21 protein-coding genes are annotated in these 25,548 nt (G+C 53.4%); 12 read left to right on the top strand and 9 right to left on the bottom strand.

Annotation, left to right across the window (positions count from 1 at the left end):
• Positions 1-161: 161 nt before the first annotated feature.
• A complete protein-coding gene (locus ACYVHX_RS28720; RefSeq protein ID WP_460675328.1) occupies positions 162-3,518 on the top strand; it encodes a ThuA domain-containing protein in 3,357 nt (1,118 codons plus the stop codon).
• Positions 3,519-3,793: 275 nt separating this feature from the next.
• The gene (locus ACYVHX_RS28715) at positions 3,794-4,795 is read left to right on the top strand and encodes a peptidase associated/transthyretin-like domain-containing protein (protein ID WP_460675166.1); all 1,002 of its coding nucleotides are present in this window, start codon (positions 3,794-3,796) and stop codon (positions 4,793-4,795) included.
• Positions 4,796-4,813: 18 nt separating this feature from the next.
• Here the strand turns inward: ACYVHX_RS28715 and ACYVHX_RS28710 are convergent, their stop codons facing one another.
• Both ACYVHX_RS28710 and ACYVHX_RS28705 read right to left on the bottom strand, forming a co-directional pair.
• Entirely contained in the window at positions 4,814-5,164 is a 351-nt protein-coding gene (locus tag ACYVHX_RS28710) for a transmembrane 220 family protein (RefSeq protein ID WP_460675165.1), read from the bottom strand.
• Between the two features lie 112 nt (positions 5,165-5,276).
• A complete protein-coding gene (locus tag ACYVHX_RS28705; RefSeq protein ID WP_460675164.1) occupies positions 5,277-5,966 on the bottom strand; it encodes a tetratricopeptide repeat protein in 690 nt (229 codons plus the stop codon).
• A 459-nt stretch (positions 5,967-6,425) separates the two neighbouring features.
• Here ACYVHX_RS28705 and fsa point away from each other — a divergent pair, with 459 nt between their 5' ends.
• A complete protein-coding gene (gene fsa / locus ACYVHX_RS28700; RefSeq protein WP_460675163.1) occupies positions 6,426-7,085 on the top strand; it encodes a fructose-6-phosphate aldolase in 660 nt (219 codons plus the stop codon).
• Positions 7,086-7,183: 98 nt separating this feature from the next.
• The gene (locus tag ACYVHX_RS28695) at positions 7,184-7,864 is read left to right on the top strand and encodes a cell division ATP-binding protein FtsE (protein WP_460675162.1); all 681 of its coding nucleotides are present in this window, start codon (positions 7,184-7,186) and stop codon (positions 7,862-7,864) included.
• A gap of 80 nt (positions 7,865-7,944) precedes the next feature.
• Here the strand turns inward: ACYVHX_RS28695 and porX are convergent, their stop codons facing one another.
• A complete protein-coding gene (porX, locus tag ACYVHX_RS28690) occupies positions 7,945-9,501 on the bottom strand; it encodes a T9SS response regulator signal transducer PorX (RefSeq protein WP_460675161.1) in 1,557 nt (518 codons plus the stop codon).
• A 126-nt stretch (positions 9,502-9,627) separates the two neighbouring features.
• On the bottom strand, positions 9,628-10,359 hold the full coding sequence (gene kdsB, locus ACYVHX_RS28685; protein WP_460675160.1) for a 3-deoxy-manno-octulosonate cytidylyltransferase: 732 nt from the start codon (positions 10,357-10,359) through the stop codon (positions 9,628-9,630).
• 102 nt (positions 10,360-10,461) lie between these two features.
• Here kdsB and ACYVHX_RS28680 point away from each other — a divergent pair, with 102 nt between their 5' ends.
• From ACYVHX_RS28680 to ACYVHX_RS28665, 4 genes are all read left to right on the top strand, one after another.
• Entirely contained in the window at positions 10,462-11,316 is an 855-nt protein-coding gene (locus ACYVHX_RS28680) for a hypothetical protein (RefSeq protein WP_460675159.1), read from the top strand.
• Positions 11,313-12,353: a septal ring lytic transglycosylase RlpA family protein gene (locus tag ACYVHX_RS28675; protein WP_460675158.1), complete on the top strand. Its 1,041-nt coding sequence runs from the start codon at positions 11,313-11,315 to the stop codon at positions 12,351-12,353. Before ACYVHX_RS28680 ends, ACYVHX_RS28675 begins: the two co-directional genes overlap by 4 nt.
• A gap of 91 nt (positions 12,354-12,444) precedes the next feature.
• Positions 12,445-12,603: a hypothetical protein gene (locus ACYVHX_RS28670; protein ID WP_460675157.1), complete on the top strand. Its 159-nt coding sequence runs from the start codon at positions 12,445-12,447 to the stop codon at positions 12,601-12,603.
• A 49-nt stretch (positions 12,604-12,652) separates the two neighbouring features.
• On the top strand, positions 12,653-13,459 hold the full coding sequence (locus ACYVHX_RS28665; RefSeq protein ID WP_460675156.1) for a TIGR02757 family protein: 807 nt from the start codon (positions 12,653-12,655) through the stop codon (positions 13,457-13,459).
• Between the two features lie 9 nt (positions 13,460-13,468).
• Here the strand turns inward: ACYVHX_RS28665 and ACYVHX_RS28660 are convergent, their stop codons facing one another.
• Complete coding sequence (locus tag ACYVHX_RS28660; protein ID WP_460675155.1) at positions 13,469-14,302, bottom strand: hypothetical protein; 834 nt, start codon at positions 14,300-14,302, stop codon at positions 13,469-13,471.
• A gap of 165 nt (positions 14,303-14,467) precedes the next feature.
• On the opposite strand from ACYVHX_RS28660, the gene ACYVHX_RS28655 reads away from it, so the two are divergent.
• The gene (locus ACYVHX_RS28655; protein WP_460675154.1) at positions 14,468-15,436 is read left to right on the top strand and encodes an aldose epimerase family protein; all 969 of its coding nucleotides are present in this window, start codon (positions 14,468-14,470) and stop codon (positions 15,434-15,436) included.
• A gap of 67 nt (positions 15,437-15,503) precedes the next feature.
• Here ACYVHX_RS28655 and amaB read toward each other — a convergent pair whose 3' ends face one another.
• A complete protein-coding gene (amaB, locus tag ACYVHX_RS28650) occupies positions 15,504-17,045 on the bottom strand; it encodes an L-piperidine-6-carboxylate dehydrogenase (protein ID WP_460675153.1) in 1,542 nt (513 codons plus the stop codon).
• Between the two features lie 212 nt (positions 17,046-17,257).
• On the opposite strand from amaB, the gene ACYVHX_RS28645 reads away from it, so the two are divergent.
• Complete coding sequence (locus ACYVHX_RS28645; RefSeq protein ID WP_460675152.1) at positions 17,258-17,968, top strand: hypothetical protein; 711 nt, start codon at positions 17,258-17,260, stop codon at positions 17,966-17,968.
• A gap of 119 nt (positions 17,969-18,087) precedes the next feature.
• A complete protein-coding gene (locus ACYVHX_RS28640; protein WP_460675151.1) occupies positions 18,088-19,701 on the top strand; it encodes a hypothetical protein in 1,614 nt (537 codons plus the stop codon).
• A 132-nt stretch (positions 19,702-19,833) separates the two neighbouring features.
• Here the strand turns inward: ACYVHX_RS28640 and ACYVHX_RS28635 are convergent, their stop codons facing one another.
• From ACYVHX_RS28635 to ACYVHX_RS28625, 3 genes are all read right to left on the bottom strand, one after another.
• Entirely contained in the window at positions 19,834-20,994 is a 1,161-nt protein-coding gene (locus ACYVHX_RS28635) for a PepSY-associated TM helix domain-containing protein (protein ID WP_460675150.1), read from the bottom strand.
• Positions 20,995-21,040: 46 nt separating this feature from the next.
• Positions 21,041-23,419, bottom strand: a complete 2,379-nt coding sequence (locus ACYVHX_RS28630; RefSeq protein ID WP_460675149.1) for a TonB-dependent siderophore receptor — start codon at positions 23,417-23,419, stop codon at positions 21,041-21,043.
• A gap of 216 nt (positions 23,420-23,635) precedes the next feature.
• Positions 23,636-24,235, bottom strand: coding sequence for a DNA-3-methyladenine glycosylase (locus ACYVHX_RS28625; RefSeq protein ID WP_460675148.1), 600 nt, complete (start codon positions 24,233-24,235; stop codon positions 23,636-23,638).
• 222 nt (positions 24,236-24,457) lie between these two features.
• Here ACYVHX_RS28625 and ACYVHX_RS28620 point away from each other — a divergent pair, with 222 nt between their 5' ends.
• Positions 24,458-25,519 carry a saccharopine dehydrogenase C-terminal domain-containing protein gene (locus ACYVHX_RS28620; protein ID WP_460675147.1) on the top strand — a complete coding sequence of 354 codons (1,062 nt, stop codon included), beginning with the start codon at positions 24,458-24,460 and terminating at the stop codon, positions 25,517-25,519.
• Positions 25,520-25,548: the final 29 nt, after the last annotated feature.

Raw genomic sequence — 25,548 nt, 5'->3', positions numbered from 1 at the left:
TAGCGGAACGGTTTTTTTTGTACTTTTGAAGCTTTGTAAAAGTCTATTTGAAATCCGAATTTTTATAAGGCGGTTTTCCAAACAACACGGTTTTTTAACTAACCTCTATGTATTCTTACAATTCCCGGTTTTCGCTGCGCTCCCGGGCGATCCGTTCGTGGATGCTGGTGTGCTGCCTGACGGTTTCGGCCCTGTGGTCGATCGCCCAGACGCCCCAGAAGCGATTATTAGTATTTTCCAAAACCGCCGGTTTTCGACACAGTTCGATTCCGGCCGGTAAAATGGCCATCATCAAACTCGGCAAAGAGAACGGTTTTGCGGTCGACACCACCGAAAACGCGGCCAAATTCACCGAAGACAACCTAAAGCGGTACAATGCCGTGGTTTTCCTCAGCACCACGGGCGACGTTCTCAACGACCTGCAGCAGGCGGCCTTTGAACGCTACATTCAGGCCGGGGGCGGCTACGTCGGGATTCACGCAGCGGCCGACACCGAATACGACTGGCCCTGGTACGGCAAACTGGTCGGCGGTTATTTTGCCAGCCACCCCGGCAACCCGAACGTGCAGGAAGGCGAAGCGTACGTGACCAACAAAGACCACGGCTCGATGTTTGGTTTTCCGGAACGCTGGAAAATCAAGGACGAATTTTACGACTTCAAAAACGTCAATCCGGCGGTGACCGTGCTCGTCAAAATTGACGAAAAAACGTACAAAGAAGGCAAAATGGGCGACAACCACCCGATGTCGTGGTACCACGACTACGACGGTGGCAAGGTGTTTTATACCAACTTCGGCCACCCCGACGAAACGTTTGTCAACCCGGTTTACCTGAAACACCTGCTGGGTGGAATCCAATCGGTGATGGCACCGAAACTGGATTACGCCAAAGCCAAAACGATGCCGTTCCCGGAAGAAAATCGGTTTAACCAGGAGGTTCTGTCCGATAAACTGGACGAACCGACCGAACTCGTCGTGCTCGACAATGGCAAGGTTCTGTTCACCGAGCGAAAAGGAGCCCTGAAAGTCTACGATCCGAAAACCAAAGCCACCAAATTGGTTGCGAACCTGCCGGTTTACACCAAACAGGAATACGGTCTGATGGGAATGAACATCGACCCGAAATTCAAAGACAATCAGTGGTTGTACCTGTATTATTCGCCGACCGTCGAAAAGTGGAAAACCGACACCGCCCAGCACCTGTCGCGGTTTAAGTTCGACGCCGAGAAGAACGAGCTGAAAATGGAAACCGAGCAGGTCATCCTGCGCGTACCCGTGAAACGCAACAACGAATGCTGCCACACCGGCGGTTCGGTGGCCTGGGACAAATCGGGGAACCTCTACCTGTCCACCGGCGACGATACGAACCCGTTCGAATCACGCGGTTTCAGTCCGTCCGACGACCGGCCCGGCCGCGAAAGCTTCAACGCCCTGACCACGTCCAGCAACTCGATGGATTTGCGCGGCAAAATCCTGCGCATCAAACCGCTCGACAACGGCACTTACGACATTCCGGAAGGCAACCTGTTTCCGAAAGGAACGCCCAACACCCGGCCCGAAATTTACGTGATGGGAAACCGCAACCCCTACCGCATCTCGGTTGATCAGCGCACGGGTTACCTGTACTGGGGCGAAGTTGGTCCGGATGCCGCCAACGACATTGATAAATACGGTCCGCGTGGTCACGATGAAGTCAATCAGGCCCGCAAAGCCGGTTATTACGGCTGGCCGCTGTTCGTGGCCGACAACCGGGCGTATCGTCACTACAACTTTGCCGATAGCACCTCCGGCCCGGCTTTCGATTCGGCCAAACCGATCAATCCGTCGAAATTGATCAAAGGGATCAGCGAGTTGCCTCCGGCGCAGAAAGCGTTCATTTATTATCCGTATGCCGATTCGCCGGAATTTGGCCCCATTGTCAGCAAAGGTGGGCGGAACGCGATGGGCGGCCCGGTTTATTACTACGACGATTACGCCGACAGTCCGGTGAAATTTCCGCGGCATTACGACGGCAAGTTTTTTGCCTACGACTGGATTCGCGACTGGATTCACCCGGTGACGATGACCAAAGACGGCGATTTCGTGAAGATGGAAACGTTTATGCCGAATACGAAATTCAGCCACCCGATCGACATGCAGTTCCACAAGGACGGTTCGCTGTACGTGCTCGAATACGGCCAGAACTGGTTTGCGCAGAACGACGATGCCCGCCTGACGCACATCACTTACAACGCCGGAAACCGCAAACCGCTCGTGGTTGCCAACGCCAGCAAAACCGTAGGCGCAGCGCCATTGGCCGTCAAATTCGACTCGAAAGGCTCGCTGGATTACGACGGTGATGCCATCAAATACGAGTGGACGTTCGGTCCGGGTATGCCGAAAAGCACCCAGCCTTCCCCCACGTACACCTACGCAAAACCGGGTACGTATACGCCTGTGCTGAAAGTGACCGATGCCGCCGGCAATGTTTCGACCCAAAAACTCGAAATCCGGGTGGGCAACGATGTGCCGAAAGTGGAAGTCGCCGTGAAGGGCAACAAGACGTTTTATTTTGACAACAAACCGGTTGAGTACGAAGTCAAGGTAGCGGATAAGGAAGATGGCAGCCTGACGGCCGGCAAGATCAGCGCCGAAGACGTCACGATGACGATCAACTACCTCGAAGGCTTCGACAAGACCTTGCTGGCCCAGGGCCACCAGGCCAACGTCGGTTTTGCCACCGGCAAGCGCCTGATCGAGCTCAGCGACTGCAAAGCCTGCCACAGCATCGACAAAAAATCGATCGGTCCGGCTTACATGGACGTAGCGAAGAAATACGCCAAAGAGCGCCGGACGGAAATCGTCAACAAACTGGCCAAGAAAGTCATCGAAGGGGGTGGCGGAGTCTGGGGTGAACAGGCCATGAGCGCCCACCCGCAGCTGAAGGAAGACGAAGCGAAGGAAATGGTGAGCTTCGTGATGTCGCTCGGCGACCAAAAGCAGGTAGACAAAAAACCGCTGAAAGGTGCTTACACCACGGAAGCCAAACAGAAAGACGGTTCGTACCTGTTCTCGGCCAGCTATACGGACAAAGGCGGTTCGGTGATTGGTCCGCTGACGGGTTCGTCGACGGTGGCTCTGCGCAGTGCCAAAGCCAAAGCCGCTTCGTACGATGCCGCCAAAGGGGTTTCGAAATACAAACTGCCGACGGGGGGCGAAATCGTCTTTGCGAATGAGAACAACGGGTATTTCGTTTTCAACGACATCGACCTGGCCGGTATTCAGAGCCTGACCGTCATGGGCTCGGCATCCTCGTCCTACATGGCGGGTGGCAAGCTCGAAATCCGGCTCGATTCGCCAACGGGTACGCTGGTGGGCGCGGGCGATGTGAAAAGCAATAAAATGGAAGCCGTCAACATCGCTGTCAAGGCACCGGTTTCCGGGTTGCACAAACTGTACTTCGTCTACGTCAACCCCAGTGCGGGCGGAAAACCGCTGTTTGCGCTGGACGGCATCCAGTTCAACGCCCAGACGATGTAAGCCGGCTTGAAAAACCGGTCCTGAAATAAAAAACCGCCGTGATCGCTGATCCGGCGGTTTTTTATTTTGATCCATTTGTACCGCGCACTTAACCGAACAGGCTCCGCTAAACTCTCTTTTCTCCGCGAAACTCCGCGGTACAACAAAAACTAGGATTGGTTTTGTAGCCCCATTTTCGTCGTCCAAACAGCCATCCGGTGGGTTGAGATAATAAATCTTTATCAGGCGCATTCCCGGTTTTAGGTTTGTCCCAAACTGAACAACAGATGCGTTTTATGAATCCTAAAGTGTATTTTTTCGCAGCGCTGCTGATGGCGGGCTGCTCCAAAGATCCGGCCGAAATGGGTGGGGGCGAAACCGCCAGCTGGGGTGACCAGCCCGCCTTACCGGCCGTGACCGGCGAAGCGACCTTCACGTTGAAAGCCGCCGATGATTACGTCAGCGTGATGGACAACACCACGCCCCGGATGCCCAACTTTCCGGTCCTGTCACCCAAAAAAGGAATGGTCCGGGGGTACGTGGCCGATCTGGGCGGCAAACCCTTGCAGGGAGCCTATATCGGCGTGCGGTCCACGGCCACGGGCGGACTCTATTCCGGCGCATCCGACGAAACCGATGCTAATGGCTATTACGAAATCACGGTTCCGTGGGGGGCCGCCGAGTTTTATGCCGCCGGGTATACGATTGATTACGGCACCGGAAAGACCATGATGAGCCTGGCATCGGCCGATGGAAAAACCGGGAGCTTTCCGTCGGGCGACGGGTTGGTGAAGAACTTTGTGCTGTTATCTTACGGTGTGTACAGCAAAGCTGTTTACGATCAGAAACCGCGGGATCAGTCGAATTATGCGGGCGGCTCGTTTTACATCACCTACAACGTGGGCGATCCCTCCGATTACTACACGCCCCCCAACTACCTGCCCGACGGATTAGAAATTCAGGTAACCCTCACCCCGGACGGACCCGGTTATTACGGCGAAAATAAAACGTTTGTTGTCAACAAAACCGTAAGTCTGCAAAACTCCAACATTCTGATTATGAACGTGCCGGTGGGCCGCTACACCCTCAGCGCGAAAGAAAAAAATGGAAAACCGCTGCAACTGGAAGCGGTTGGACGGTATGCCAGTTCCTCACCCCACTACGGATTGCAACCCGCCAAAGCGGTCGGGTCGGCCAAACTGCTGTTCACGCCCGATTCCCGCACCGAACTGGCAATGGTGTTACCGAATTATAGCAACTGGGGTACGCTCCAGATCAAAGCCGACCGAATGGAATAATCCCCAATCCGGCTTCTCTTAAGAAACCGCCTTGTTGCGGGTCAACACGCCCAGGATAAACAGGGCAAGGGCGCAAATGCCCAGGCCCCCGGATTCGCGGGCCAGTTCGATGTTAACGGTTTTCATGCCCATTTCGTCGAGCAGAAAGCCTTCAAAAGCCGGTGGCCACTGATAAACGGCTGCCACCAGATACGCCACGCCCGCAACAAAATAAAACCAGGACGGAATCCGGTTGCCCAGGGCCAGAAAACTGGCTACAGCCGCAATGCCGTAAATCGGAACCCACACCTGCGGATCGGGATCGTTGTACTGAAAAACCGCAAAGAGCAGAAAAATCAGGCCGAAGAAAATCGAAATAATTTTACGCATAGTTGTAAGGGTTAAGGAAGAAAAGAAAAAAGCAGGAAGGGAATAAGGGGCGAAGGGATAAGAATACAGGTTGGCTATACCCTTCTCCCCTTCTTCCTTCATCCGTTTCTCCTTACTGACAATATTCGGTGATATACGCCTGCGCTTCGGTGTATCCCAGTTGCTTGGCTTGTTTCAGGCTCAAACAGCCGGGTTCGCGCTGGTTCAGCATCACCTGCGTAACGCCCAGGGCATTGAAGGCTTTGCCAAATTTTGCGTCTAGTTGCACGGTTTTGGTAAAATCGTCGAGCGCGGCTGCGAATTCATCCTGCTGAAACCGGATGTTACCCCGGTTAAAATACGCCAGCGAATTTTTCGGATCAAGCTGAATGGCCTGGTTGAAATCCGACAAAGCCGATGTCAGGTTGCCCGAATTGGCAAACAACTGGCCCCGATCCAGGTAAATATCCGAGGTATCGGGGGCCCGGCGGATGGCTTCGGCAAAGTCTTTCAAAGCAGCATCGGTTTCACCGCGGACGGTTTTCAGTTTCGCCCGGTTGTAATACGGTTTATAAAATTCCGGGTTGAGCTTGATCGCCTGATCGTAATCCAGCAGGGCGTTTTCGTAATCTTTCACTTCAAAATAAGCCACGGCCCGGCTGTTAAACGCTTCGAAATTGCTGCCATCGGCATCAATGGCGGCATTCAAGGGCTGGATGGCCTCCCGAAACTTTCCCTGTTGCATGAGCGTCCGGCCTTCCGCCAGTTTGTCTGCCGACGAGGTGCAGGCCTGCATGCCCCCAACCGTAACCAGTAGGACCAAAAACCGGCAGCAACGGAGGGTATATTTTTTTATTGGTGGCCGATGGCGACCGCCCTGAATTGTATTAAAAACAGTATTTAGCATGATCTTTACTCGAAGTTGCTACAAAAGTAGCCGGCGGCTTTTATTTTCCTGCATTATTTCCTAATTTTGCACCCGGCAAACAGGCACTACCAGCTCCTGCTGAATCCCCCAGGTCTTGACGGAAGCAAGGGTAGGCGGTCGTAGCGGTGAGATGTCGGTTTGCCTTTTTTTGTTTTCAGACTTTCCGTCGGCGCTCTGGTTGTGTTTAACAACGCCATGATTGGTAAACAAATTCTTCGGATTATCTTTGTTTCTGAACCCATTCTAAGTATTCTTACCCCCTATGGTTTCCTGACGGAACTGATGCCTTTCGGTCATGCTAACGCCGACTGGAAAACCGTAGACCGTAAACTCTTTATTCCCGTTTAGACGAAAATGAAATTTTTCATCGATACCGCCAATCTCAACGAAATTCGTGAAGCTCAGGATCTAGGCATTTTAGACGGTGTAACGACCAATCCTTCCCTGATGGCGAAGGAAGGCATTACCGGCAAAAATAAGGTCATGCAACATTACAAGGCGATCTGCGATATTGTCGATGGAGACGTCAGTGCGGAGGTAATTGCCACCACGTTTAAGGAAATCATCGAAGAAGGCGAAGAACTGGCCGAAATCGACGATAAGATCGTGGTGAAAGTTCCGATGATTAAAGAGGGCGTGAAAGCCATTAATTATTTTTCCGAAAAAGGCATTAAGACCAATTGTACGCTGGTGTTTTCGGCCGGGCAGGCGCTGCTGGCGGCCAAAGCCGGCGCCACGTATGTTTCGCCCTTCATCGGTCGGCTGGACGATATTTCGATAGACGGCGTTGCGCTCATCGAGCAGATTGCCCTCATTTACCGGAATTACAGTTACGGAACGCAGATTCTGGCGGCTTCAATCCGTCACCCGATGCACATCATCCAGTGTGCCGAAGTGGGGGCTGATGTCATGACCGGCCCGCTCAGTGCGATTTCGGCCCTTTTCAACCATCCACTAACCGACAGCGGTCTCGCCAAATTCCTGGCCGACCACCAGAAAGCCGCCATAAAATAACGATGAACGATTCCCTATGAACAATGAATTAGCCAACGTTAGCGACGCAGCTTTTTTATCATTCATAATTCGTCGTTCATCATTCATCATTCCATACAATGTTTTCAACCGAACCCGTTCTGTCTCTAAATCAGGCTGATATCTACCAGGGTGGACGAATTGTCCTGGGTGATGTGACGTTTGACATTAACAAAGGTGATTTTGTGTTTTTGATTGGCCGGACAGGCAGCGGAAAAAGTTCACTGCTCAAAACGCTGTATGCCGACCTTTGGCTGCAAGCCGGAACAGGGCGGGTGGCCGGTTTTGCACTGGAAAAACTCAAACCGAAGGATGTGCCATACCTGCGCCGGAAAATCGGAATTGTCTTTCAGGATTTTCAGCTTTTTATGGACCGCAATGTTGAAGAGAACCTGCGGTTTGTGCTGAAAGCCACCGGCTGGACCGATCAGACCAAAATGAAAAACCGCATTTCGGAGGTGCTGATGCAGGTCGGTTTGGGCACGTTGCACAAGAAAATGCCGCACCAGCTTTCGGGTGGCGAGCAGCAACGCGTCGTGGTGGCCCGCGCCATGCTGAACGAACCCATGATGGTGATTGCCGATGAACCCACCGGAAACCTCGACCCGGCGGTGGGCGAACAGATCATGCAGGTGTTTCAGACCATCAACAACTCCGGCACCGCCATTCTGATGGCTACCCACAATTATGACTTTCTCCGCAAATACCCCGCCCGCATCCTACGCGTGGAAGATGGAAAAGTAGTGGAGCAGGGGTTATAATAACACGATCAAATACGGCATACCGAACCCCGAATGTCGACATGTTGACCACTATCCGGTGTTCGGTATGCTGTATTTGATCACTTCGCTTTCAGGTACACAAACGGAATGATCATTTCCTCCAGCGATACTCCCCCGTGCTGGAACGTATCCCGGTAATAATTCACGTAGTAATTGTAGTTGTTCGGGTACGCGAAGAAGTAATCTTCCAGCGTAAAGACGTAAGCCGTTGAAACGTGAATCCGGGGCAGAAAGAAATTTTCCGGTTTGCGACACACAAAAATGTGGTTGTCGTCGAAGCCCAGATTCTTCCCCTGTTTGTAGCGCAGGTTGGTATTGGTGTCGCGGTATCCGACAATCTTGGCCGGTTTTTGCACCCGAATCATGCCGTGGTCCGTCGTGATGATCAGCCGTCCGCCTTTTTCCGAGATTTTCCGAATCAGTTCCAGCAGGGGGGAATGCGTGAACCAGGAGCGGGTAATGGAGCGGTAAGCCGCTTCGTCGGGCGCCAGTTCCTTGATCATCGCCATGTCCGTGCGGGCGTGCGACAGCATATCCACGAAGTTGTAAACGATGACGTTCAGATCGTTCTGCATCAAATTGCTGAAGTTATCGACCAGGTGTTTGCCCTGATTGATGTTCAGAATTTTGTTGTAGGAAAACCGGATGTTTAACCGGCTGCTGTCGATCTGGCGCTTTAAGAACTGGTCTTCGTTGTTGTTCAGTCCCGCTTCTTCGTTGTCGTCGTTCACCCAGAGATCCGGATGTTTTTTCTCCATTTCACTCGGCAACATGCCCGAAAAAATGGAATTGCGGGCAAATGCGGTGGTGGTGGGCAGAATCGAATAATACGAGGATTCTTCTTCTACCGTAAAAAATTCGGCCATAATCGGCTCGATCACCTTCCATTGGTCGTACCGCAAATTGTCGATCAGGACAAAGAAAAGCGGGTTGTTTTGTTCCAGCAACGGAAAAACCTTTTTGCGCATCAACTGGTGCGACATGATTGGCTTGTCCATTTTCGGTTCGTTCAGCCAGTCTTCGTAATTGTTCATCACAAACTTGCAAAACGTTGAATTGGCTTCGCTTTTCTGCATGTTGAAAACTTCCGCCATGCTCTTATCCTGCGTGCCGTCCAATTCCAGCTCCCAGAAAATGAGCTTTTTATAAATATCGACCCAGTCCTCAAAATCGACCCGGTCGTTGTAGAGCATCGACAAATTCCGGAAATCCTGCTGGTAGCTCTGGTTGGTGCGCTCCGTCACCAGCCGTTTGTTGTCCAGAATTTTTTTAACGGACAGCAGAATCTGGTTCGGATTCAGCGGCTTGATCAGGTAATCGGCGATTTTGGCCCCAATCGCTCCTTCCATGATGTGTTCTTCCTCACTCTTGGTGATCATCACCACCGGCAGATTAGGCCGCATCTGCTTGATCTGCTGCAAGGTTTCCAGACCGGTCATGCCCGGCATCATTTCATCCAGAAAAACCAGATCGAAATTTTCCTGATCGACCTTTTCGAGCGCATCGGCCCCGCTGTTGACGGGAGTAATGGTATATCCTTTGTTGTTCAGGAACAGAATATGAGGTTTCAATAAATCGATTTCGTCGTCGGCCCAGAGGATGGAATAGTTCTGCATGATACGGTTTTCTGTGTGGTTAGATTGAATGGATTGCTTACTATGTTCAACTGGTAACGCCCAAAACTGTTTGGCTGGTTCGATTTTAACAGTAATTAACAGTTGCTAGCGACCCGGCAGTGTGCCTTATTTGCTCACCAACCGCGCCAGATCCTCCGGGGTGTCGATGCCAAAACTATCCAGTTCGGTGACCACGCAGCGAATCCGGTAGCCATTTTCGAGCCAGCGGAGTTGCTCCAGCGCTTCGGCTTTTTCCAGCAGCGAGGGCGGTAGTTGCGTAATCTGCGCCAGAATGTCCGCGCGGTAGGCGTAAATACCAATGTGTTTGTAAAACGTGTGGTGTTGCAACCACTCCTCCGGTTTTCGCTCCCGCAAATACGGCAACGTCTGGCGGCTGAAATACAAGGCTTCGCTTCGGCTGTTCAGCACCACCTTCGGCGTACTGGGGTTGGTCAGCACCTGCGGGTCGGCAATTTTTTTGACCAGCGTTGCCAGCTCCGTGGTTTTATCCAGCACCGACGCCAGCAGGTCGATCTGCTCCGGTTTGATGAAGGGTTCATCGCCCTGAATATTAATCACATAATCAACCGATCCGCCCACGGTCTGCAACGCTTCAAAGCAGCGATCGGTGCCGCTCTGGTGGTTTTCGGACGTCATGATCACCTCCCCCCCAAATGAGCGAACGTGGTCGGCAATGGCATCGTGGTCGGTGGCCACTACCACCTGACTGAGCGATTTCGACTGCCGCGACTGTTCCACCACGCGCTGAATCATGGTCTTGCCGTCGATTTCGGCCAGCGCTTTGGCCGGAAAACGGCTTGATGCATACCGGGCCGGGATAATTCCGAGGATATTCATTCGTTGTTTTTCGGTAATTTTAACGCAAGATACTCTGAACTCCGCTTACACCGCTGCATCGGCGTTCTGATTATTGCCCGATCGACTTATCGAATTACCCGCGTGAATCCGAATTTGTTACCGATTGCGTTCCAATTGCAGTTCTCTGAACCGATCTGGCGGTTGGTTTTTGAACAGGTCGATACCGCGCCGGCCGTGTTCGTCGCCGAACTGCGAAGCCGCGAAAAGCAGCGGCTTTCATTGGTTACGGTGCACCTACCCGACGGCACCATTCGCTCTGAAACCCACCCTAGGCTGCCGTTTCACTCGTCATTGGCCGGGGTCTGGAACGGCAATGCCCTGTACCACCGCTTTGACAACAGCCGGCTGCCGGTTCCGACGGCGCTAGGCAGGGTGGATTTAAAAACCGGTCAGAGCGTCTGGGAGTGGCCCCAACACGCGCTGACGACGGCCGACGCCGAACATGTCTGGGCGCAACGGACCTCGCTGGCGGATGCGGTTTCTGCCCCGCCGGTATCGTTTCGGCTGACGGACGGCGAACCCGTTCAGGGTCCCGAAAAACCGCCTTCTGTTCACAATTCCCGCTTACGGTTTCCCATTTCCTACACAAACGCAAGTTCGTGGTGGCCGGTTGTTGACCGTTTTCTAAAAAAAATCATCCCGGATCAGGCAATCGACTCGGTCGACTATTTAGAAGTTGCCGACAAATTGATTTTTTCGTATTATTATCGTGAAACCAACAATCAGCTTCGTGCATCTCTGTTGATAACCGACCGTTTACAAACCATCTGGTTCCACCAGCATTCCGGTCAGGGTTCCGAAACCAACTGGCCTCTCTCCGAATCAAACGCTCGGTCGTTGTTCGGAAATGGCTCTTTCTGCGTCTGGCAAAACCAGCTAATTATTCAATCTTCTGCGACGTGTATTATCAGTTATTATTTGACACCAATGCCATGAAGCGACTGTGGCCGCTGCTTGTAGCGGGTTTGCTCATCAGTTTAGGAGACATTCAGGCCCGGCCTTTTGTGCTGGATTCGCTGGGTATGGAGCGGAAAGACGGCAAACTGTTCGTGTTGCACCGCGTTGAGCAGGGGCAAACGCTGTATTCGCTGGTCCGCAAATACGGCACATCGGTTCAGGCCATCAAAGAAGCAAATCCCGGGCTGCCCGACAATGTACGCTATGATCAGGTGGTACGCGTTCCGGCCGGCAACCTGTCCCGAAAGGTGGAAAAAGCCGTCACAAAAGTCCTGAAAAAAGAAGAAAAGGAACAGAAGCGCGAAGAGCGGGAAGTAAAACAGGAAACCGCCAAAGAAGCCAACAGCGGCATTCACCAGGTCGAAGCGGGGCAAACGTTGTACAGCCTGGCGGCCCGTTTTGGGGTATCGATGGAGGATGTTCGGAAATGGAACAATCTTTCGTCCGACAACATTGTGAGTGGTCAGGCTTTGATCGTGTCCGAAAAAGCCTGGCGCGTCCGGGAACCGTCGCCCAAAACCGTCACGACCCACCGGTCCGATTCGGCGTCCGAAAGTTCCCGAACCTCGCGGAATGACTCGCCGAAAACCGAACGGCCAGCCCCTCCGCGCACCGTTCCGACTCCGCACGAGGAGGCTCCCCGCCCACCCGAACCCGAGCGAACCGAACCCACGACGTCGGTTCCAAACGAACCGCGCATCATCCGCCCCGGCGATACCGGGCCGTTTCCAAACGACAATTCCCGGCGGGTTTCCGAAATCGGTCTGGCCGAAATCATCGAGCAATCCGGCAATTCCAACAAGTACCTCGGCCTCCACCGCACGGCCCCCATCGGAACCCTGGTGCTGGTCCGGAACGACATGAACCAGCAATCCATCTGGGTGAAAGTGATCGGCCGACTTCCCGCCACCAGCATCAACGATAAAGTGATTGTCAAAATCTCGGCGCGGGCCTTTGAGAAACTTTCTCCCGTCGATCGGCGTTTTCGTGCTGAGGTTAGCTACGTAGCGCCTTAACCATCCAATTCGACGTTATACCGTATTTATGATTACTCCGGAACAAAAGGCTGAGCGGATTGCCCGTCGGCACAAAGAGCGGGACGATAGAATGAGAGCAACCACCGGCTATAAAGTCTGGAGTGTGGTTTTCACGCTTTCCTACCCAATTATTGCCGTTTTTACGGCGGTTTTTTCGGTGATTGTTTCCGTATTTTCCAAAATTTCACAAGGCATCGTTTGGGTGTTGAGCGGAGGAAAAAGCCGCTGATCTCCCCTATTTTCTCCGGCCGCCAATTTTGATGCGGTTTTTCCATCAGATGCATTACGAGTCCGTCAAAGCCTTACTCGATCAAAAAGTCGAGCAGTATAACCAGCCGTCATTTATTGCGAAAGACCCCATCAGTATTCCGCACCGGTTTAGCCGGCAGCAGGATATTGAGATCATGGGGTTCTGGGCGGCCGTACTGGCCTGGGGACAACGCCCGGTTATTCTCAAAAAGGCCAATGAACTGGTGGAACTGATGGACGGAGCGCCGTATGATTTCGTCCTGAATCATCAGGATACGGATCTGAAGCGGTTTTTAACCTTCAAACACCGCACCTTCAACGCGACGGATACCCTTTACTTCCTCCATTTTTTTCACACCTATTACCAGCAGCATGATACGCTGGAGGATGCGTTCGTTCCTGCGGGCCTCAGTCCGGATGAACCGGAAGCTGGAACAACCGGGACCGTTCTCCGGTCCGTCGGTATGTTTCTGGAGACCTTTCACACCCGGTTTTGCAGCGATCCGTTTTTCCCCGAGCGAACCCGCAAACACGTCGCAACGCCCAGCCGGAATTCGTCCTGCAAACGCCTGAATATGTTTCTGCGGTGGATGGTTCGGCGCGACGACCGGGGGGTTGATTTTGGCCTATGGAACCGCATCGAACCGGCGCAACTCGTGATGCCAATCGACGTTCATGTTGAGCGCGTTGCCCGCAAACTCGGCCTTATAAACCGCCCCCAAACCGATTGGAAGGCCGCTCTCGAATTAACCGAAGCCCTGAAGCAGTTTGATCCGAACGATCCAGTCAAGTACGACTTTGCCCTGTTTGGCCTGGGCGTTGAAGGCGAAATGTAAACGGGGAGATTATTCCAGTAACAAACCGGGCAGGTCGATCCGGTGGATATTCCACCAGTTGCTTTCATTCCCGTAGCAGACTAACTGCCCCCGACTCGTAAATAGCGGTTTTTTGTGGCCCGCCCGCCCGTAATGCAAAACCAGATGAACCACGCCCCGTCGAAGGTGGGCATCTAAATCGATGGTTTCGATGGTCCAGTCGACTACGTGATACCCCTTGGTGTACGCTTTATAGGCGTCGAGTTTTTCGACCACCGAGTGGTAAAGTTCATCCTCGACATTGTCATTGATGTAAAAATGCGAAGCCAGGCAGCTTCCCAGCCGTCCGTAATCAGGTTCTGCCAACCCAAGCAACAATTCATCGGCGATAAAAATACAGGCATGGGCATCATCGGGTTCGTAATAATTGTAGTCGATGCTGTAACAAACGCCCGGCAGCCGCACGTCCTTGATCTCCTTCGGAAATACTACTTCCGTGATAAACTGGTAAACTTTTCGGTCGTCCGCGTTTTGGTGCGGATCCGAGATCAGAATTTCAATTCCCTTTTGTGCCAGCAGCAGGAGCAGACGATCCACTTCATGCATTACTTGCCGGTCCGTCAGAGCCGGTGCCGGTTGCCAGACGGGCCGACCGATGAAATCGTAAATTTTTATCAACGGCGCAGTCAGCGACAACTGGTAATACAGAAAATTATGAATCCGTTCCCGGTTATCGACTTCCTGCTTCGGTACCTTTCCCTCGCCGAACAGGGCTTCCCGCTCGAGCATCTGTTTTAGCTGGTTGATTTCATTCTGAGCTTTGTAAAGTTCATCAAGCGATAGGACTTCTTCGGACGCAAACACGGTATCTGATCAATTTAGGTAGTGGAGTATATTACATATACGTGAGAGCCGCCCCGAAGTCACATTTTTGGGCTCCATTTAATCGAAAAAATGAACTTTTCCCCGAATATGGTCTTTGACTTATACAATAACCTCCCCAGTTCTGACACTTTAATCCGCTGAACAATGTCTTTTGAAATCCACCACCAGCCGTTTGGGTCGCTTACCGAATACATCATTCAAAATACCGGGACGGGTGAATTAATTAGTATTTTACCCGCCCACGGCGCCGTTGCCCGGCAACTGGTTTTGCGGCAGCAGGGAGCTGTTCCTTCGGATCGAAAACCGGTTTCTCTGCTGCGGGCACCCAATTCGCAACAGGCCTTGCAGGCCGACGAAACTTACGCCGGTGCGCTCCTGTTCCCGTTTCCGAGCCGCATCCGGCACGGGATTTATTCGTTCGAAGGGGAAATGTTTACCCTGCCTATGAATGAAGCCAAGCAGGATCACGCCATTCACGGTTTTGTGGCGGGAAAAGCGTTTGAATTAGTCGGACAAAGCATCACCGACACGGAAGCTTCGCTGACGCTTCGGTATCTCCACGACGGTACGTATCCGGGGTATCCTTTTCCGTTTGAGTTCCGGGTCCGCTATATCTTATCAGCTGAGGGCCTTTCGGTGACGTACGAAGCCCAGAATACCGGCACCCGGAAGGCTCCCGTCAGTTTTGGCTGGCATCCGTATTTTACGCTCAACGAAGAACCGATCGACCAGCTCAGCATCAATCTGCCCGCCGAAAGGCAGGTTATCCTCGATGACAACCTGCTGCCCGTCGGCGATGAGCTATTTGTACAAAAAGGAGAAATCGCCCTGCACAAGCGCAAACTGGATGCGGCTTTTCTGGTGGAAGAAAACGGGGGTGAAGGGGCCACGACGGTTTTACGCTCGGCTCAGCAGCAGCTGCAACTGAACGTCTGGCAGGAAACCGGCCCGAAAAAATTCAATTACCTGGTCGTCTTCACGCCCTTGGGTCGTACCAGCATTGCCATCGAATCGCTGACGAGCAACGTCAACGCCCTCAACAACGGCCAGGGCCTGATCGTCCTGGAACCCAACGAAGTAACAACCGGAACGATTAAAGTGTGGGTGAGTTAAGGGAATAATGAGGGATGGATGATGAACGATGAATGCGGTAGCCCATTCATCGTTCATCATTCCTAATTCATAATTCAAATTTGATTCCCTGCGCCAGGGGCAGCGAGGTGCCGTAATTGATGGTGTTGGTTTGACGGCGCATGTAGGCTTTCCAGGAATCGGAACCCGATTCACGACCACCTCCGGTTTCTTTTTCCCCGCCGAATGCCCCGCCGATCTCGGCGCCGGACGTGCCGATGTTGACGTTGGCAATGCCACAGTCGGAACCGGCAGCCGATAAAAACCGCTCGGACTCGCGCAAATTGAGGGTAAAAACCGCCGATGACAAGCCTTGCGGCACACCATTTTGCAGGTCAATGGCTTCCTCAAAACGACTGTATTTTAACAGGTACAGAATCGGGGCAAAGGTTTCGTGCTGCACAATGGCGGTTTGCGCGGGCATTTCCGCAATGGCGGGTCGCACGTAACAGCCTGATTCAAAACCGGGGCCTTCCAGCACCTCGCCGTCGATGAGCAACCGCCCGCCCTGCTCCTTGATCTGAAACAGGGCCGACTGATACCCCGCCACCGCCGATTGATCGATCAGCGGACCGACGTGGTTTATCTCCTCCAGCGGGTTGCCAATCCGAAGCTGCCCATATGCTTTCACCAGGCGGTTTTTCACCTCTTCGTAAATGGAATCCTGAATGATGAGCCGGCGCGTTGAGGTGCACCGCTGCCCCGCTGTGCCGACGGCCCCAAAGACAATCGCCGGAATGGCCACGTTCAGGTCAGCGTGCTGCGAAATAATGATGGCGTTGTTACCCCCCAGTTCGAGCAGGTAACGACCCAGCCGCCCCGCCACGGTCTGGGCAACGGCTTTGCCCATGCGCGTCGAACCCGTTGCCGACACCAGCGAAATCCGCGGATCTGCTGTCAGCCATGAACCGGCCTCCCGCCCGCCGGTAATTAGACAGGAAACACCCTCCGGCACCTCATTCCGTTCGAGCACTTCCTTGATAATTTGCTGACAGGCCAGCGCCGTCAGTGGTGTTTTCTCCGATGGTTTCCAGATGCAGACGTTGCCACACACCCAGGCCAGCATGGCGTTCCACGACCAAACGGCTACCGGAAAATTAAAGGCCGAGATGATGCCCACCACGCCCAGCGGATGCCACTGTTCGTACATTCGGTGGTCGGCCCGCTCGCTGTGCATGGTCAATCCGTACAACTGCCGCGATTGCCCAACGGCAAAATCACAGATGTCGATAATTTCCTGCACCTCGCCCATGCCTTCCTGCAAAGATTTCCCCATTTCGTAGGAGACGAGTGTACCCAGGTCTTTCTTATACAGCCGAAACTGCTCCCCCATTTGTCGAACAATCTCACCCCGCTTTGGCGCTGGAACATTCCGCCAGATCAGAAAAGCCGACTGAGCGGTTTCCACCACCTGGTCATAATCTTCCGGAGTAGTCGGGTATACACGGGCCATCAATTGACCATCAACGGGTGAATACGACTCCAGCAGCGTCGTTGTCTCCTCGCCTGCCGAAGAATGCCAGAATGCCTGCCCGGTGCTGGTGCCTGACATCACCGGCTGAGTTTTTAGTTTTTGAAGGAATTGTTGCATATCCGTATTTTTTCGAAAACCGCTCCGGTGGAGAACGCCAAAATTCATCTTCACGGAACTGACTTCAAAATTATTATATCAAACCCGATAATAGTTATAATTCAGCAAATAGCGTGGTCAGTTCCTCAATCCATCCGTACATTTGGCCTAATTTTTGTCTGATAATTCAGTAATTTTACATTGTAAAACTGAGTATTAGCGATTGGAAACGTATGAATAAACTACTTACCTCCTATTTATCTTGTTTGTTAATTGGATTGGCTCCGTCGCAACTCCACGCCCAGGACGCCCCCAATTCAACTGCGCCGAAACCGGCGCCCTATTCCATTGGCATCCAACTCGGTACAACCGGAGCCGGTTTGCAGCTCGCCCGGGTCCTGGACAAAGAGGCCCGGCTGGTCGGTCGTGTGGGCGTCAGTTATTTTGCCTACGACCGCGTTTTTCGGGTAAAAGCCGGGGAAGGCAAATTAAACATTACCCCGGACCTGGTCATGGGAATCGCCCTGGCGTCCGTCAAATGGCATCCTTTCAAATCCAACGCCTTCTTTTTAACCGGCGGTGTAGGCTACACCTGGCGCCCCGATGTGAAGGCCAATGTCATTGCGGAAGGTAACGTAAAATTTGGCGGTCTCCAGATTTCGGAAGAAAATGTGGGCGTCGTGAATGCGTCCCTGCGCTGGAACAAGGCGCTGGGCTACGCCGGTTTGGGATATGGCCGCTCCACGCCCATCCGTCGGCTTGGTTTTGCCGTCGAACTGGGCGCTTATTACCTCGGGTCGCCCCAGGTTGATTTAAACTACACCGGTTTTCTGGAAACGACCACCATTGATGAACAAATTCCGGTGATCGAAAACAACATGCGAAGTTACCGTTTTCTGCCCTCCCTGCAATTCCTAGTAACCTATGGTTTATTCAGAAAATAGACGGATGAGGACAGGCTAAAGATGGCAGACGAAAGCATTGGGTCTGGTTTCTTTTTTCTTTCCTCTCCGTTTGTTCTCTCCTTACGATCCCCCTTTGTTTTTCATTTAATCTACTCGTTATGAAACGCTTGTTATCAATCGTGTGTGTGCTGGCTGTGTGGCTTCTTGATGCGTGCCAGAATCCGGTCGAAAATGTTGAACTTAAATTCAAAGATCCGCTGGCCGTGGCGGTTCAGGTCAAATACGGGATTCCGGCCGGTTTGACAGCGGATAAAATTACCATCAAAATCGGGGGACCGGATGCCGACAAAGTTGTTACCACGCTCAACACAAAAAAATTCAAACTGACCTCGGACGGAAAGCTATTTCTGTGTTTGTCGCCCTCCACGACACCCTCGGCTACTGCTCCCATCCGCTTTAACATTGCCGCGTTGTCGGACAAATCAGCCGACCATATTCTGCCCGTTCAGCTGGAAAACGGGAGTCCGCGGAACCTGACCGTTGCCTTGGTCAGTACCGCCAGTCAACCCGCCCAGCAATCTTTCAAAAGCTCCGACGGCGGCACCGTACAAACGGCGGCAACGGTGCAAACCAAGACCGAAGCCAACGTCAGTCAGGCGACCGTAACGGTACCGCAGGGCAGTGAAGTAAAAGACATTGCCGGACACCCGGTGGGCGGTTCGTTGACGATCACGGCGGATCCGGTCAACAACAGCTCGACCGCCAAAGCAGCTTCCGAAATGCCCGGAAACGGCATCATCAACGCGTCTACCCCATCCGGTAGCTACCTGGGCAATCAGCAGATTCTAGCCGTCGCGGGCGGGGTTCGGATTACGGTTTACAACGACGCCTACCAACTGGCGAAAACGTTCTCGCAACCGATTCGGATCACATTCGCGCTTCATCCGCAGCTGCAGAATCCCAACGCCGGACGACCCATTCAGGCGGGTGATCAGATTCCGTTGTTCAGTTTTGATGAAGTGACGAACAAGTGGACGCGGGAAGAAGCCGGAAAAGTGCAGCGCAACGCCAGCGGCAATCTGGAATACGTAGCCGACATCAAACACCTGTCGCTCTGGATGGCGGCTTTTACGGAAGAAGTATGTGCCGAGGGACCGACGTTTAAATTCAACAGCCGCTACAGCCGACTGAGTCCGGACTACCGAATTGACGTCGTCGATCAGAATAACAATGTCGTGCAGCGCGTCGACGGTGCGTTCAGCTTCTGGCGGGCCATTAACAACGGCACCTCCGTTCGACTAACGAATTTAAGGAAAGGGCTGAACGTTCGGCTCCGGTTGTACGACAAGGCCAACAAGGCGTACGATTCGCCCGAAATTGACGGCTGTTCGAACACGGAAGTCGGTTTCGACCTGACGGCGGTTCCGTTCACTCCGCTTCCCGAACCGGCACCCGACAGCCGCAAGGAAGTGACCATTTCGCTGGTCTTCAACTGTGGCAATCAGAGCGTTGACCCGAATAAACTGCCATTTAAAGTGCTGTATGCCCAATACCGGGCCTCCGGAACGCAGGATGACTGGGTTGATCTGCCAACGCTAAGCTGGCCGAATCTGAGCACCAAAGTGACCGTGCAACTGAACAAAGCCTACGATCTGCGAGCCGGTTCGGCTCCTGACCACCTGGATCTGGAGTACAATAACTACAAGGTCACCAGCACCAACTGGCCCATCAAATTGACGGCTGAAGAAAGCAAACCGTATTGCAAGCCGTAAAAGTTGGTATACAGTATACGGTTTTCAGTTTACGGTGGCTGACGCACGCTTAGTCAGTGAAGGCGTCTGTTCCGGCGAAACTGAAAACCGTATACCATAAACCGAAAACCGTATACCGTAAACGAAAAACCGTCAAACCGTCTGCGCTCTGGAAACTTGGCGCTGCGGTTTGGCGGTTTTTTTCTTCCGGCGGCCCCACCAGATAACGAAACCGGTGACGGGTAAACTGGCGCAGATCAGGCTGGCACAAAACGCCAGTATTTTCCCGGGCAAACTCAGAATAGCCCCGACGTGGATGTCGTAGTTCATCCGCCGGAGTTTGTCGCCAAAATCAGCCTTGCTGTAGGCCCCAAAATACGGCCCTTTGCCGGACAGTTCGTTGAGCGTATACTGGTCAAAATTGTAGTAATCCGTTTTGTAATACGTGCCTGGCCGGTGGTTAATGGATACACTGAAGGATTCGGAAGCGAGTTCGGGCGACGAAATAAACAGGGATGCGGTTTCGGTTTTGACCGGATAAAACCGCTTCCAGAGCTGATCCATCGGGTCAGAAAACCGGCGGGCTGCCGTCGAATCGGACAAAGGCTGCTGGTATTCGGGCAGTGTTTTTCCCCCCGAGGTAGTCCAGTAAATCGAATTGGACAGCCACTCGATCCCGAAAATCATTCCGGTGATGGCCAGAACCAATGCAATGGACAGGGCGTAAAAACCGGGTACATTGTGCAGGTCGTAGTTGACCCGGCGCCACTGGGCTTTCCACTTGATTTTGAAACTCTTGTCGCGATTGCCTTTTTTCAGATTTTTGGGCCACCACAACACCATGCCGGTGATGAGCAGAATTGTAAAAACTAGGGTTCCGTAAGCCACGACGGGCTGGCCGATTTCTTCGGGTAACCACAGGTAGTAATGCCCGTGGAGAATGAAATGAAAGAAATCCGATTCTTCATCCACCACTTTCAGCACCGCGCCGGTGTAGGGATTCAGGTAAACCTGGTAATAATAATCGGGCGCTGCGCCGTAAAACGGCACGTTGACACTGTGCCCCAGCTCGCCGTAGTTGACCCCCCGGGCCGGTTTTCCGGGCACCTGCTTTTCGGCAATGGCCTTCAGCCGGGAAGGCGGCAGCACTTCGCCATTGGCAACCGGCTCGACGTACTGAAAGGGGCGCACCACGCTTTTGATTTCGTGCTCGAAAGCCAGGATACAGCCGGTAATCGCCACCAAAAACACCAGTAGCCCGGACGCCAGTCCGAGCCAAAGGTGCAGTTTTCCAACCACTTTTTTTACTGTCATACGATACGTTGCCAGATCAGCACAATTTAGGACTGTCCGTTTAAAACTAGAACCGATATCCGATGCTCAGACGGAAATTCCGCGGGGGATCATACTGCCAGTAATAGGCCTGGCTCCAGGAATAATACGCGCCCGAATACGACTTCACATCGAAAATATTGTTAACGTTCAGGGCCACGCTCATGCGGTTGTTGCTCCACGAAACCGAACCGTCGGTCCGGAATACGTTGGGCAGCGTCGGGTCCTTGGTGGTGGCTTCGCTGAACCAGCCGTAGCGGTCGATTTCCCACTGGTAGCCCAGCGAAAAGCCGAGTCCCTGCAAACCGCCATTCCGCAGCCGGTACGACAGCCAGGCATTGGTCACCTGCTTGTCGAAACCCGGTACCGGCATGCCCACGTTTGACTCGCGGGTGTCCTTGCTGATTTTGGCGTCGGTATACGCGTAGTTCAACACCAGGTTCAAGCCCGGAATGATTTCCCCCCGCACGTCAACCTCGACTCCGCTGGCCTGGGTCTGTCCCAGCTGCGTCGAGAAGTTCGGGTTGGTCGGATCAGTGGTCAGCACGTTATTTTTGGTAATCTTATAAACCGATACCGTGGAGTTCCAGCGCCCTTCTGCCCAGTCTTTTTTCAAACCGGCTTCCAGGTTGTTGCCGGTAATCGGGTCAAACGCCCGGCCGTTGCGGTCGGTTCCCGACTGCGGCACGAAAGCCTGATCGTACAGCGCGTAGACCGACGTTTGTTTGTTGACCGAGAAGCTGGCTCCCACCCGTGGCGTAAACACGGTTTCGTTCGTTCCAGAACCATACTGACTGTCGCGGGCCGACGTTACCCGCCCCGCCAGCGTCAGGCGAACCCGGTCGTTGAAAAACCGCAATTCATCCTGTACGTACAGCCCCGTGTACGACTGCGTCATCACGTTGGTTCCCGCCCGCTGAAGCAGGCTGAGCGACCGGTCAAACCGGGGCAGCAAGCGGGTGGGCAGGTAATAATTGGGCGTATTGGCATTGAAAACAAAGGCGCTGTCGTACTGCGGAAACGAAGAACTCCAATCGGCCATGTACCGGCGGGTTCCCAGGTCCAGACCACCCAGAATCCGGTGCGTAATCGGCCCAGTCGTTACTTCGCCATTGACAAAAATCTGGCCGAATTTGCTCTCGTCGAGTGCATCCCAGATGCCCACAGTACGGTAGACTTCACCCGTAACCTTCGCCGAATCGGCCCAGAGCGACGAGCCAACCTGGCTGTAATTCAGATAAGCCATCTGCGCCGTCAGCTTCCATTTGTCGTTGATTTGGTGTTCCAGATACACAAAAGCGCTGTGATCCCTGATGTTCGTTGGTTCGAGGTTGGCCGATGCAATGGTGGAGTTTCGCGGCAGACTCCCCAGGTCGTTCCCCGAGAAAACATAGGCCGACCCAATGGCCGACATCCGCGAGTACTGGTAGGTGTATTCGGCGGTCAGGGACGTGCGGTCACTGAGCTTGTATTTCAGCACCGGCGCAACCGTGTAGCGGTCGTTGTATTCAAAATCCCGGAAAGATCCCTTCGACTGACCCATCACATTCAGGCGGTATAACAACCGGCCGTCCTGGCTCACTTTGCCGTCCAGATCCACCGTAGCCCGGTACGTATCGAAACTGCCCACCGTGACGGTGGCTTCCCCTTTGGTTTCACCGGTCGGTTTTTTGGTAACGACATTGTAAAAACCGCTGGGTTCGCCGTTGGCCATCATAAAACCGGCCGGGCCTTTCACGAATTCAATCCGATCCACCATCGACATGTCTTCGGCCAGCGGTCCCCAGACCGAGGTGACGTTCATGCCGTTCCGGAACGGTGAAACGCGCGACCCACGCATGTTCAGCCGGGCGTAGTTGCCCCAGTGTTCGTTTTTGGTAACCCCACTGACGTTGCGGGATACGCCCTCCAGCATATCAAAAATCTGCTGATCGGCAATCAGTTGCCGACTCACCACCTGAATGTTCTGGGGCACCTCGAGCAGGGGCGTTTTCAGGCGCAGGCTGTTCGACGGAATATCGGTTTTGTACGAATTCCGGCCTTCAACCACTACTTCCGCCAGTTGTTCGGCGTTTTCGACCATTGTCAGATCCGGAACCTGTGTTACCTGACCGGCCGTAACGGTAACGGCCTGCCGAATGCGTTGGTGGCCCACCCGGGTGATGATCAGGACCTGCTGGCCGACGGGCACGTTGGTGATGGTAAATTCGCCGGCTCCGTTGGTGATGGTTCCCAGCCGGGTGCCCGCCACGCGAACGCTGACTTCAACCAGCGGACGGGCGTCAGACGAGAAGGTTTTTCCGGCAATACCACCGGTATTTTGGGCCATCGCCGGGAGACTGAACAAGCCGGTTAGCAACGCCAGGGCGATCAGTACCAAACGAAAATTTTGGGTAGAATGAGACATAGAAACTATAAATACGGATGTTATTTAGACTAATTATAATTACAAAGGTATAGCGTTGAGAATTTGACTTCCAACTTTTTCGACAAAAAAATAGCCAGATAGCGCCCTATCCAGCTTTTATTCAAAAAAAACCGTCTATTATCGTATTACCTCGTCAATAATCAACTGCTCAGAATGTCAAGCATAAACGACAGATCACAGAAAACCGCCCTCCCATCACCACTTGCTGACGAATTGGTTTCCTTTTACGTAGAACCGGTACGGCAAGTCCGCGCCCTGCGTGATTCCGATGCGGGTGGTTGTTACCATTTCAACGTCGTCGGAGACGCGGGGGCGGATATAAACCGGGGAAACCGCCGTTGGCGCCGTCAGAGAATGGAAGTTATGATCCCGCGAAATGCCCATGGCAATCACCAATTTACCGGGGCCGCTGGTTAGTCCGCGCAAGCCGGTTTTGGTCGCCGGATCGAGGTTTCGGCGTTCGCCCATCAAGTCGATGCCTTCGGTGGGTTCGAGCGCCCGGATCAGCACGGCTTCGCCCACCCCTTCCGGCCCGGCTACCACGTTCAGGCAATAATAAAAACCGTAAATCAGGTAGACATACAAGGTGCCCGCCGGACCGAACATGGCCGCATTTCGGGCGGTTTTACGCCGGTAAGCGTGGCAGGCTGGATCGCCGGTCAGGTACGCTTCCGTTTCCACAATGATGCCGGCGGTGATGCCTTCGGGACTCTCGTGCACGAGTTCACACCCGAGAAGCTGTTGCGACAGCGTGATGGTGTCCTGTTCCTGATAAAATTCAACGGGAAGTTTCATTTTCAAATAACCCATAAACGGGGCAGCGGTTTTCCGAGCCTGCCCATCCGGCGATTTGTCCCGCACGAAAAACCGCTTACAGGAAATTCACAAGCGCAAAACTCCATTGCGAATTTTGTCCCAAATGCGTAGTTTAGAACGTGAACGCGCGAAAATCAGGCGTAAAATTCAGAATTTTTCAGGCAAGAAAATGAGCCCTTCGGTAGCCGGGCGGTGGAACATATGAAAAAAATAGTCGTAGTTGGGATGGGCAAGGTCGGCTCGCTGGTTGGGATTCTGCTCAGCAAACGATTCACCATCACCGGTTTTGATAAACTCCCGCCGGTCTATGAACTCCCGTTTCCGGTGGTGCAGGGCGATGTTACCGACGAAGCAACGCTCGTGAACACGCTGGCCCAGTTCGACGGGGTGGTGTCCTGTCTGCCCTACAACCTGAACCTGCCCATCGCCAAAATCGCCTGGCAACTGGGTCTGCATTATTTCGATTTAACGGAGGATGTCCCGACCACCACAGCCATTCGGCTGATGGCCGAAACCGCCAAGGGCGTGATGGCGCCCCAATGCGGCCTGGCGCCGGGTCTGATCGGCATCATCGGGGCTGATCTGGCCACCCGGTTTACCAAACTCCGGGACATTGAATTGCGGGTGGGCGCCCTGCCCCGCTACCCGAACGGTTTGCTGGGCTATTCGTTTACGTGGTCGCCCGCCGGGGTCATCAACGAATACCTGAATGATTGCGAAGTGATCGCCAACGGCGTTTTCAAAACCGTTCCGGCGCTCGATGGCATCGAAGTCATCAACATCGAAGGCCAGGAATTTGAAGCGTTCAGCACGTCCGGCGGTTTGGGAACCATGTGCGAAACTTTTGCCGGCCTGGTCGATACGCTCAACTACAAGACCATTCGCTACCCCGGCCACGCCAAACTGATGCGGTTTTTACTCCACGAGCTGATTCTGAAAGACAAACGGGTGCTGGTGGAGCAGATTCTGACGGAAGCCAAACCGCCCGTTCAGGCCGATGTGGTGTATGTGTATGCGGTGGTGGAGGGCTGGAAAGGCCCCGTTCTGGAACGCGAGGAGTTTTTCCGGGCCTACCACCCGCGCCAGATCGACGGCCAGGCCTGGCGCGCCATTTCTTGGACCACCGCCGGTTCGGTGGCCGCCGTGGTCGAACTGGTGGCCGACGGGCTATTACCGCAACGGGGCTTTATCAAGCAGGAAGAAATTCCCTTTGAACTCCTGTTGGGCACCCAGAACGGGGCCTTTTTTGGCGTTGAAAACTAAAAACAGCCCACGGTTTTCGGCGTGGGCTG

The organism is Larkinella ripae (assembly GCF_054780775.1).
Note: the sequence above shows the minus strand (reverse complement) of the source record. Positions and strands in the feature narration are given on the sequence as shown.

Bases quoted from the DNA above. Each gene is read 5' to 3' on its own strand.
- ACYVHX_RS28720 (WP_460675328.1), top strand. From the start codon at position 162: ATGCTGGTGTGCTGCCTGACGGTTTCGGCCCTGTGGTCGATCGCCCAG.
- ACYVHX_RS28715 (WP_460675166.1), top strand. From the start codon at position 3,794: ATGAATCCTAAAGTGTATTTTTTCGCAGCGCTGCTGATGGCGGGCTGC.
- ACYVHX_RS28710 (WP_460675165.1), bottom strand. From the start codon at position 5,164: ATGCGTAAAATTATTTCGATTTTCTTCGGCCTGATTTTTCTGCTCTTT.
- fsa (WP_460675163.1), top strand. From the start codon at position 6,426: ATGAAATTTTTCATCGATACCGCCAATCTCAACGAAATTCGTGAAGCT.
- ACYVHX_RS28695 (WP_460675162.1), top strand. From the start codon at position 7,184: ATGTTTTCAACCGAACCCGTTCTGTCTCTAAATCAGGCTGATATCTAC.
- porX (WP_460675161.1), bottom strand. From the start codon at position 9,501: ATGCAGAACTATTCCATCCTCTGGGCCGACGACGAAATCGATTTATTG.
- kdsB (WP_460675160.1), bottom strand. From the start codon at position 10,359: ATGAATATCCTCGGAATTATCCCGGCCCGGTATGCATCAAGCCGTTTT.
- ACYVHX_RS28675 (WP_460675158.1), top strand. From the start codon at position 11,313: ATGAAGCGACTGTGGCCGCTGCTTGTAGCGGGTTTGCTCATCAGTTTA.
- ACYVHX_RS28670 (WP_460675157.1), top strand. From the start codon at position 12,445: ATGAGAGCAACCACCGGCTATAAAGTCTGGAGTGTGGTTTTCACGCTT.
- ACYVHX_RS28665 (WP_460675156.1), top strand. From the start codon at position 12,653: ATGCATTACGAGTCCGTCAAAGCCTTACTCGATCAAAAAGTCGAGCAG.
- ACYVHX_RS28655 (WP_460675154.1), top strand. From the start codon at position 14,468: ATGTCTTTTGAAATCCACCACCAGCCGTTTGGGTCGCTTACCGAATAC.
- amaB (WP_460675153.1), bottom strand. From the start codon at position 17,045: ATGCAACAATTCCTTCAAAAACTAAAAACTCAGCCGGTGATGTCAGGC.
- ACYVHX_RS28645 (WP_460675152.1), top strand. From the start codon at position 17,258: ATGAATAAACTACTTACCTCCTATTTATCTTGTTTGTTAATTGGATTG.
- ACYVHX_RS28640 (WP_460675151.1), top strand. From the start codon at position 18,088: ATGAAACGCTTGTTATCAATCGTGTGTGTGCTGGCTGTGTGGCTTCTT.
- ACYVHX_RS28635 (WP_460675150.1), bottom strand. From the start codon at position 20,994: ATGACAGTAAAAAAAGTGGTTGGAAAACTGCACCTTTGGCTCGGACTG.
- ACYVHX_RS28630 (WP_460675149.1), bottom strand. From the start codon at position 23,419: ATGTCTCATTCTACCCAAAATTTTCGTTTGGTACTGATCGCCCTGGCG.
- ACYVHX_RS28625 (WP_460675148.1), bottom strand. From the start codon at position 24,235: ATGAAACTTCCCGTTGAATTTTATCAGGAACAGGACACCATCACGCTG.
- ACYVHX_RS28620 (WP_460675147.1), top strand. From the start codon at position 24,458: ATGAAAAAAATAGTCGTAGTTGGGATGGGCAAGGTCGGCTCGCTGGTT.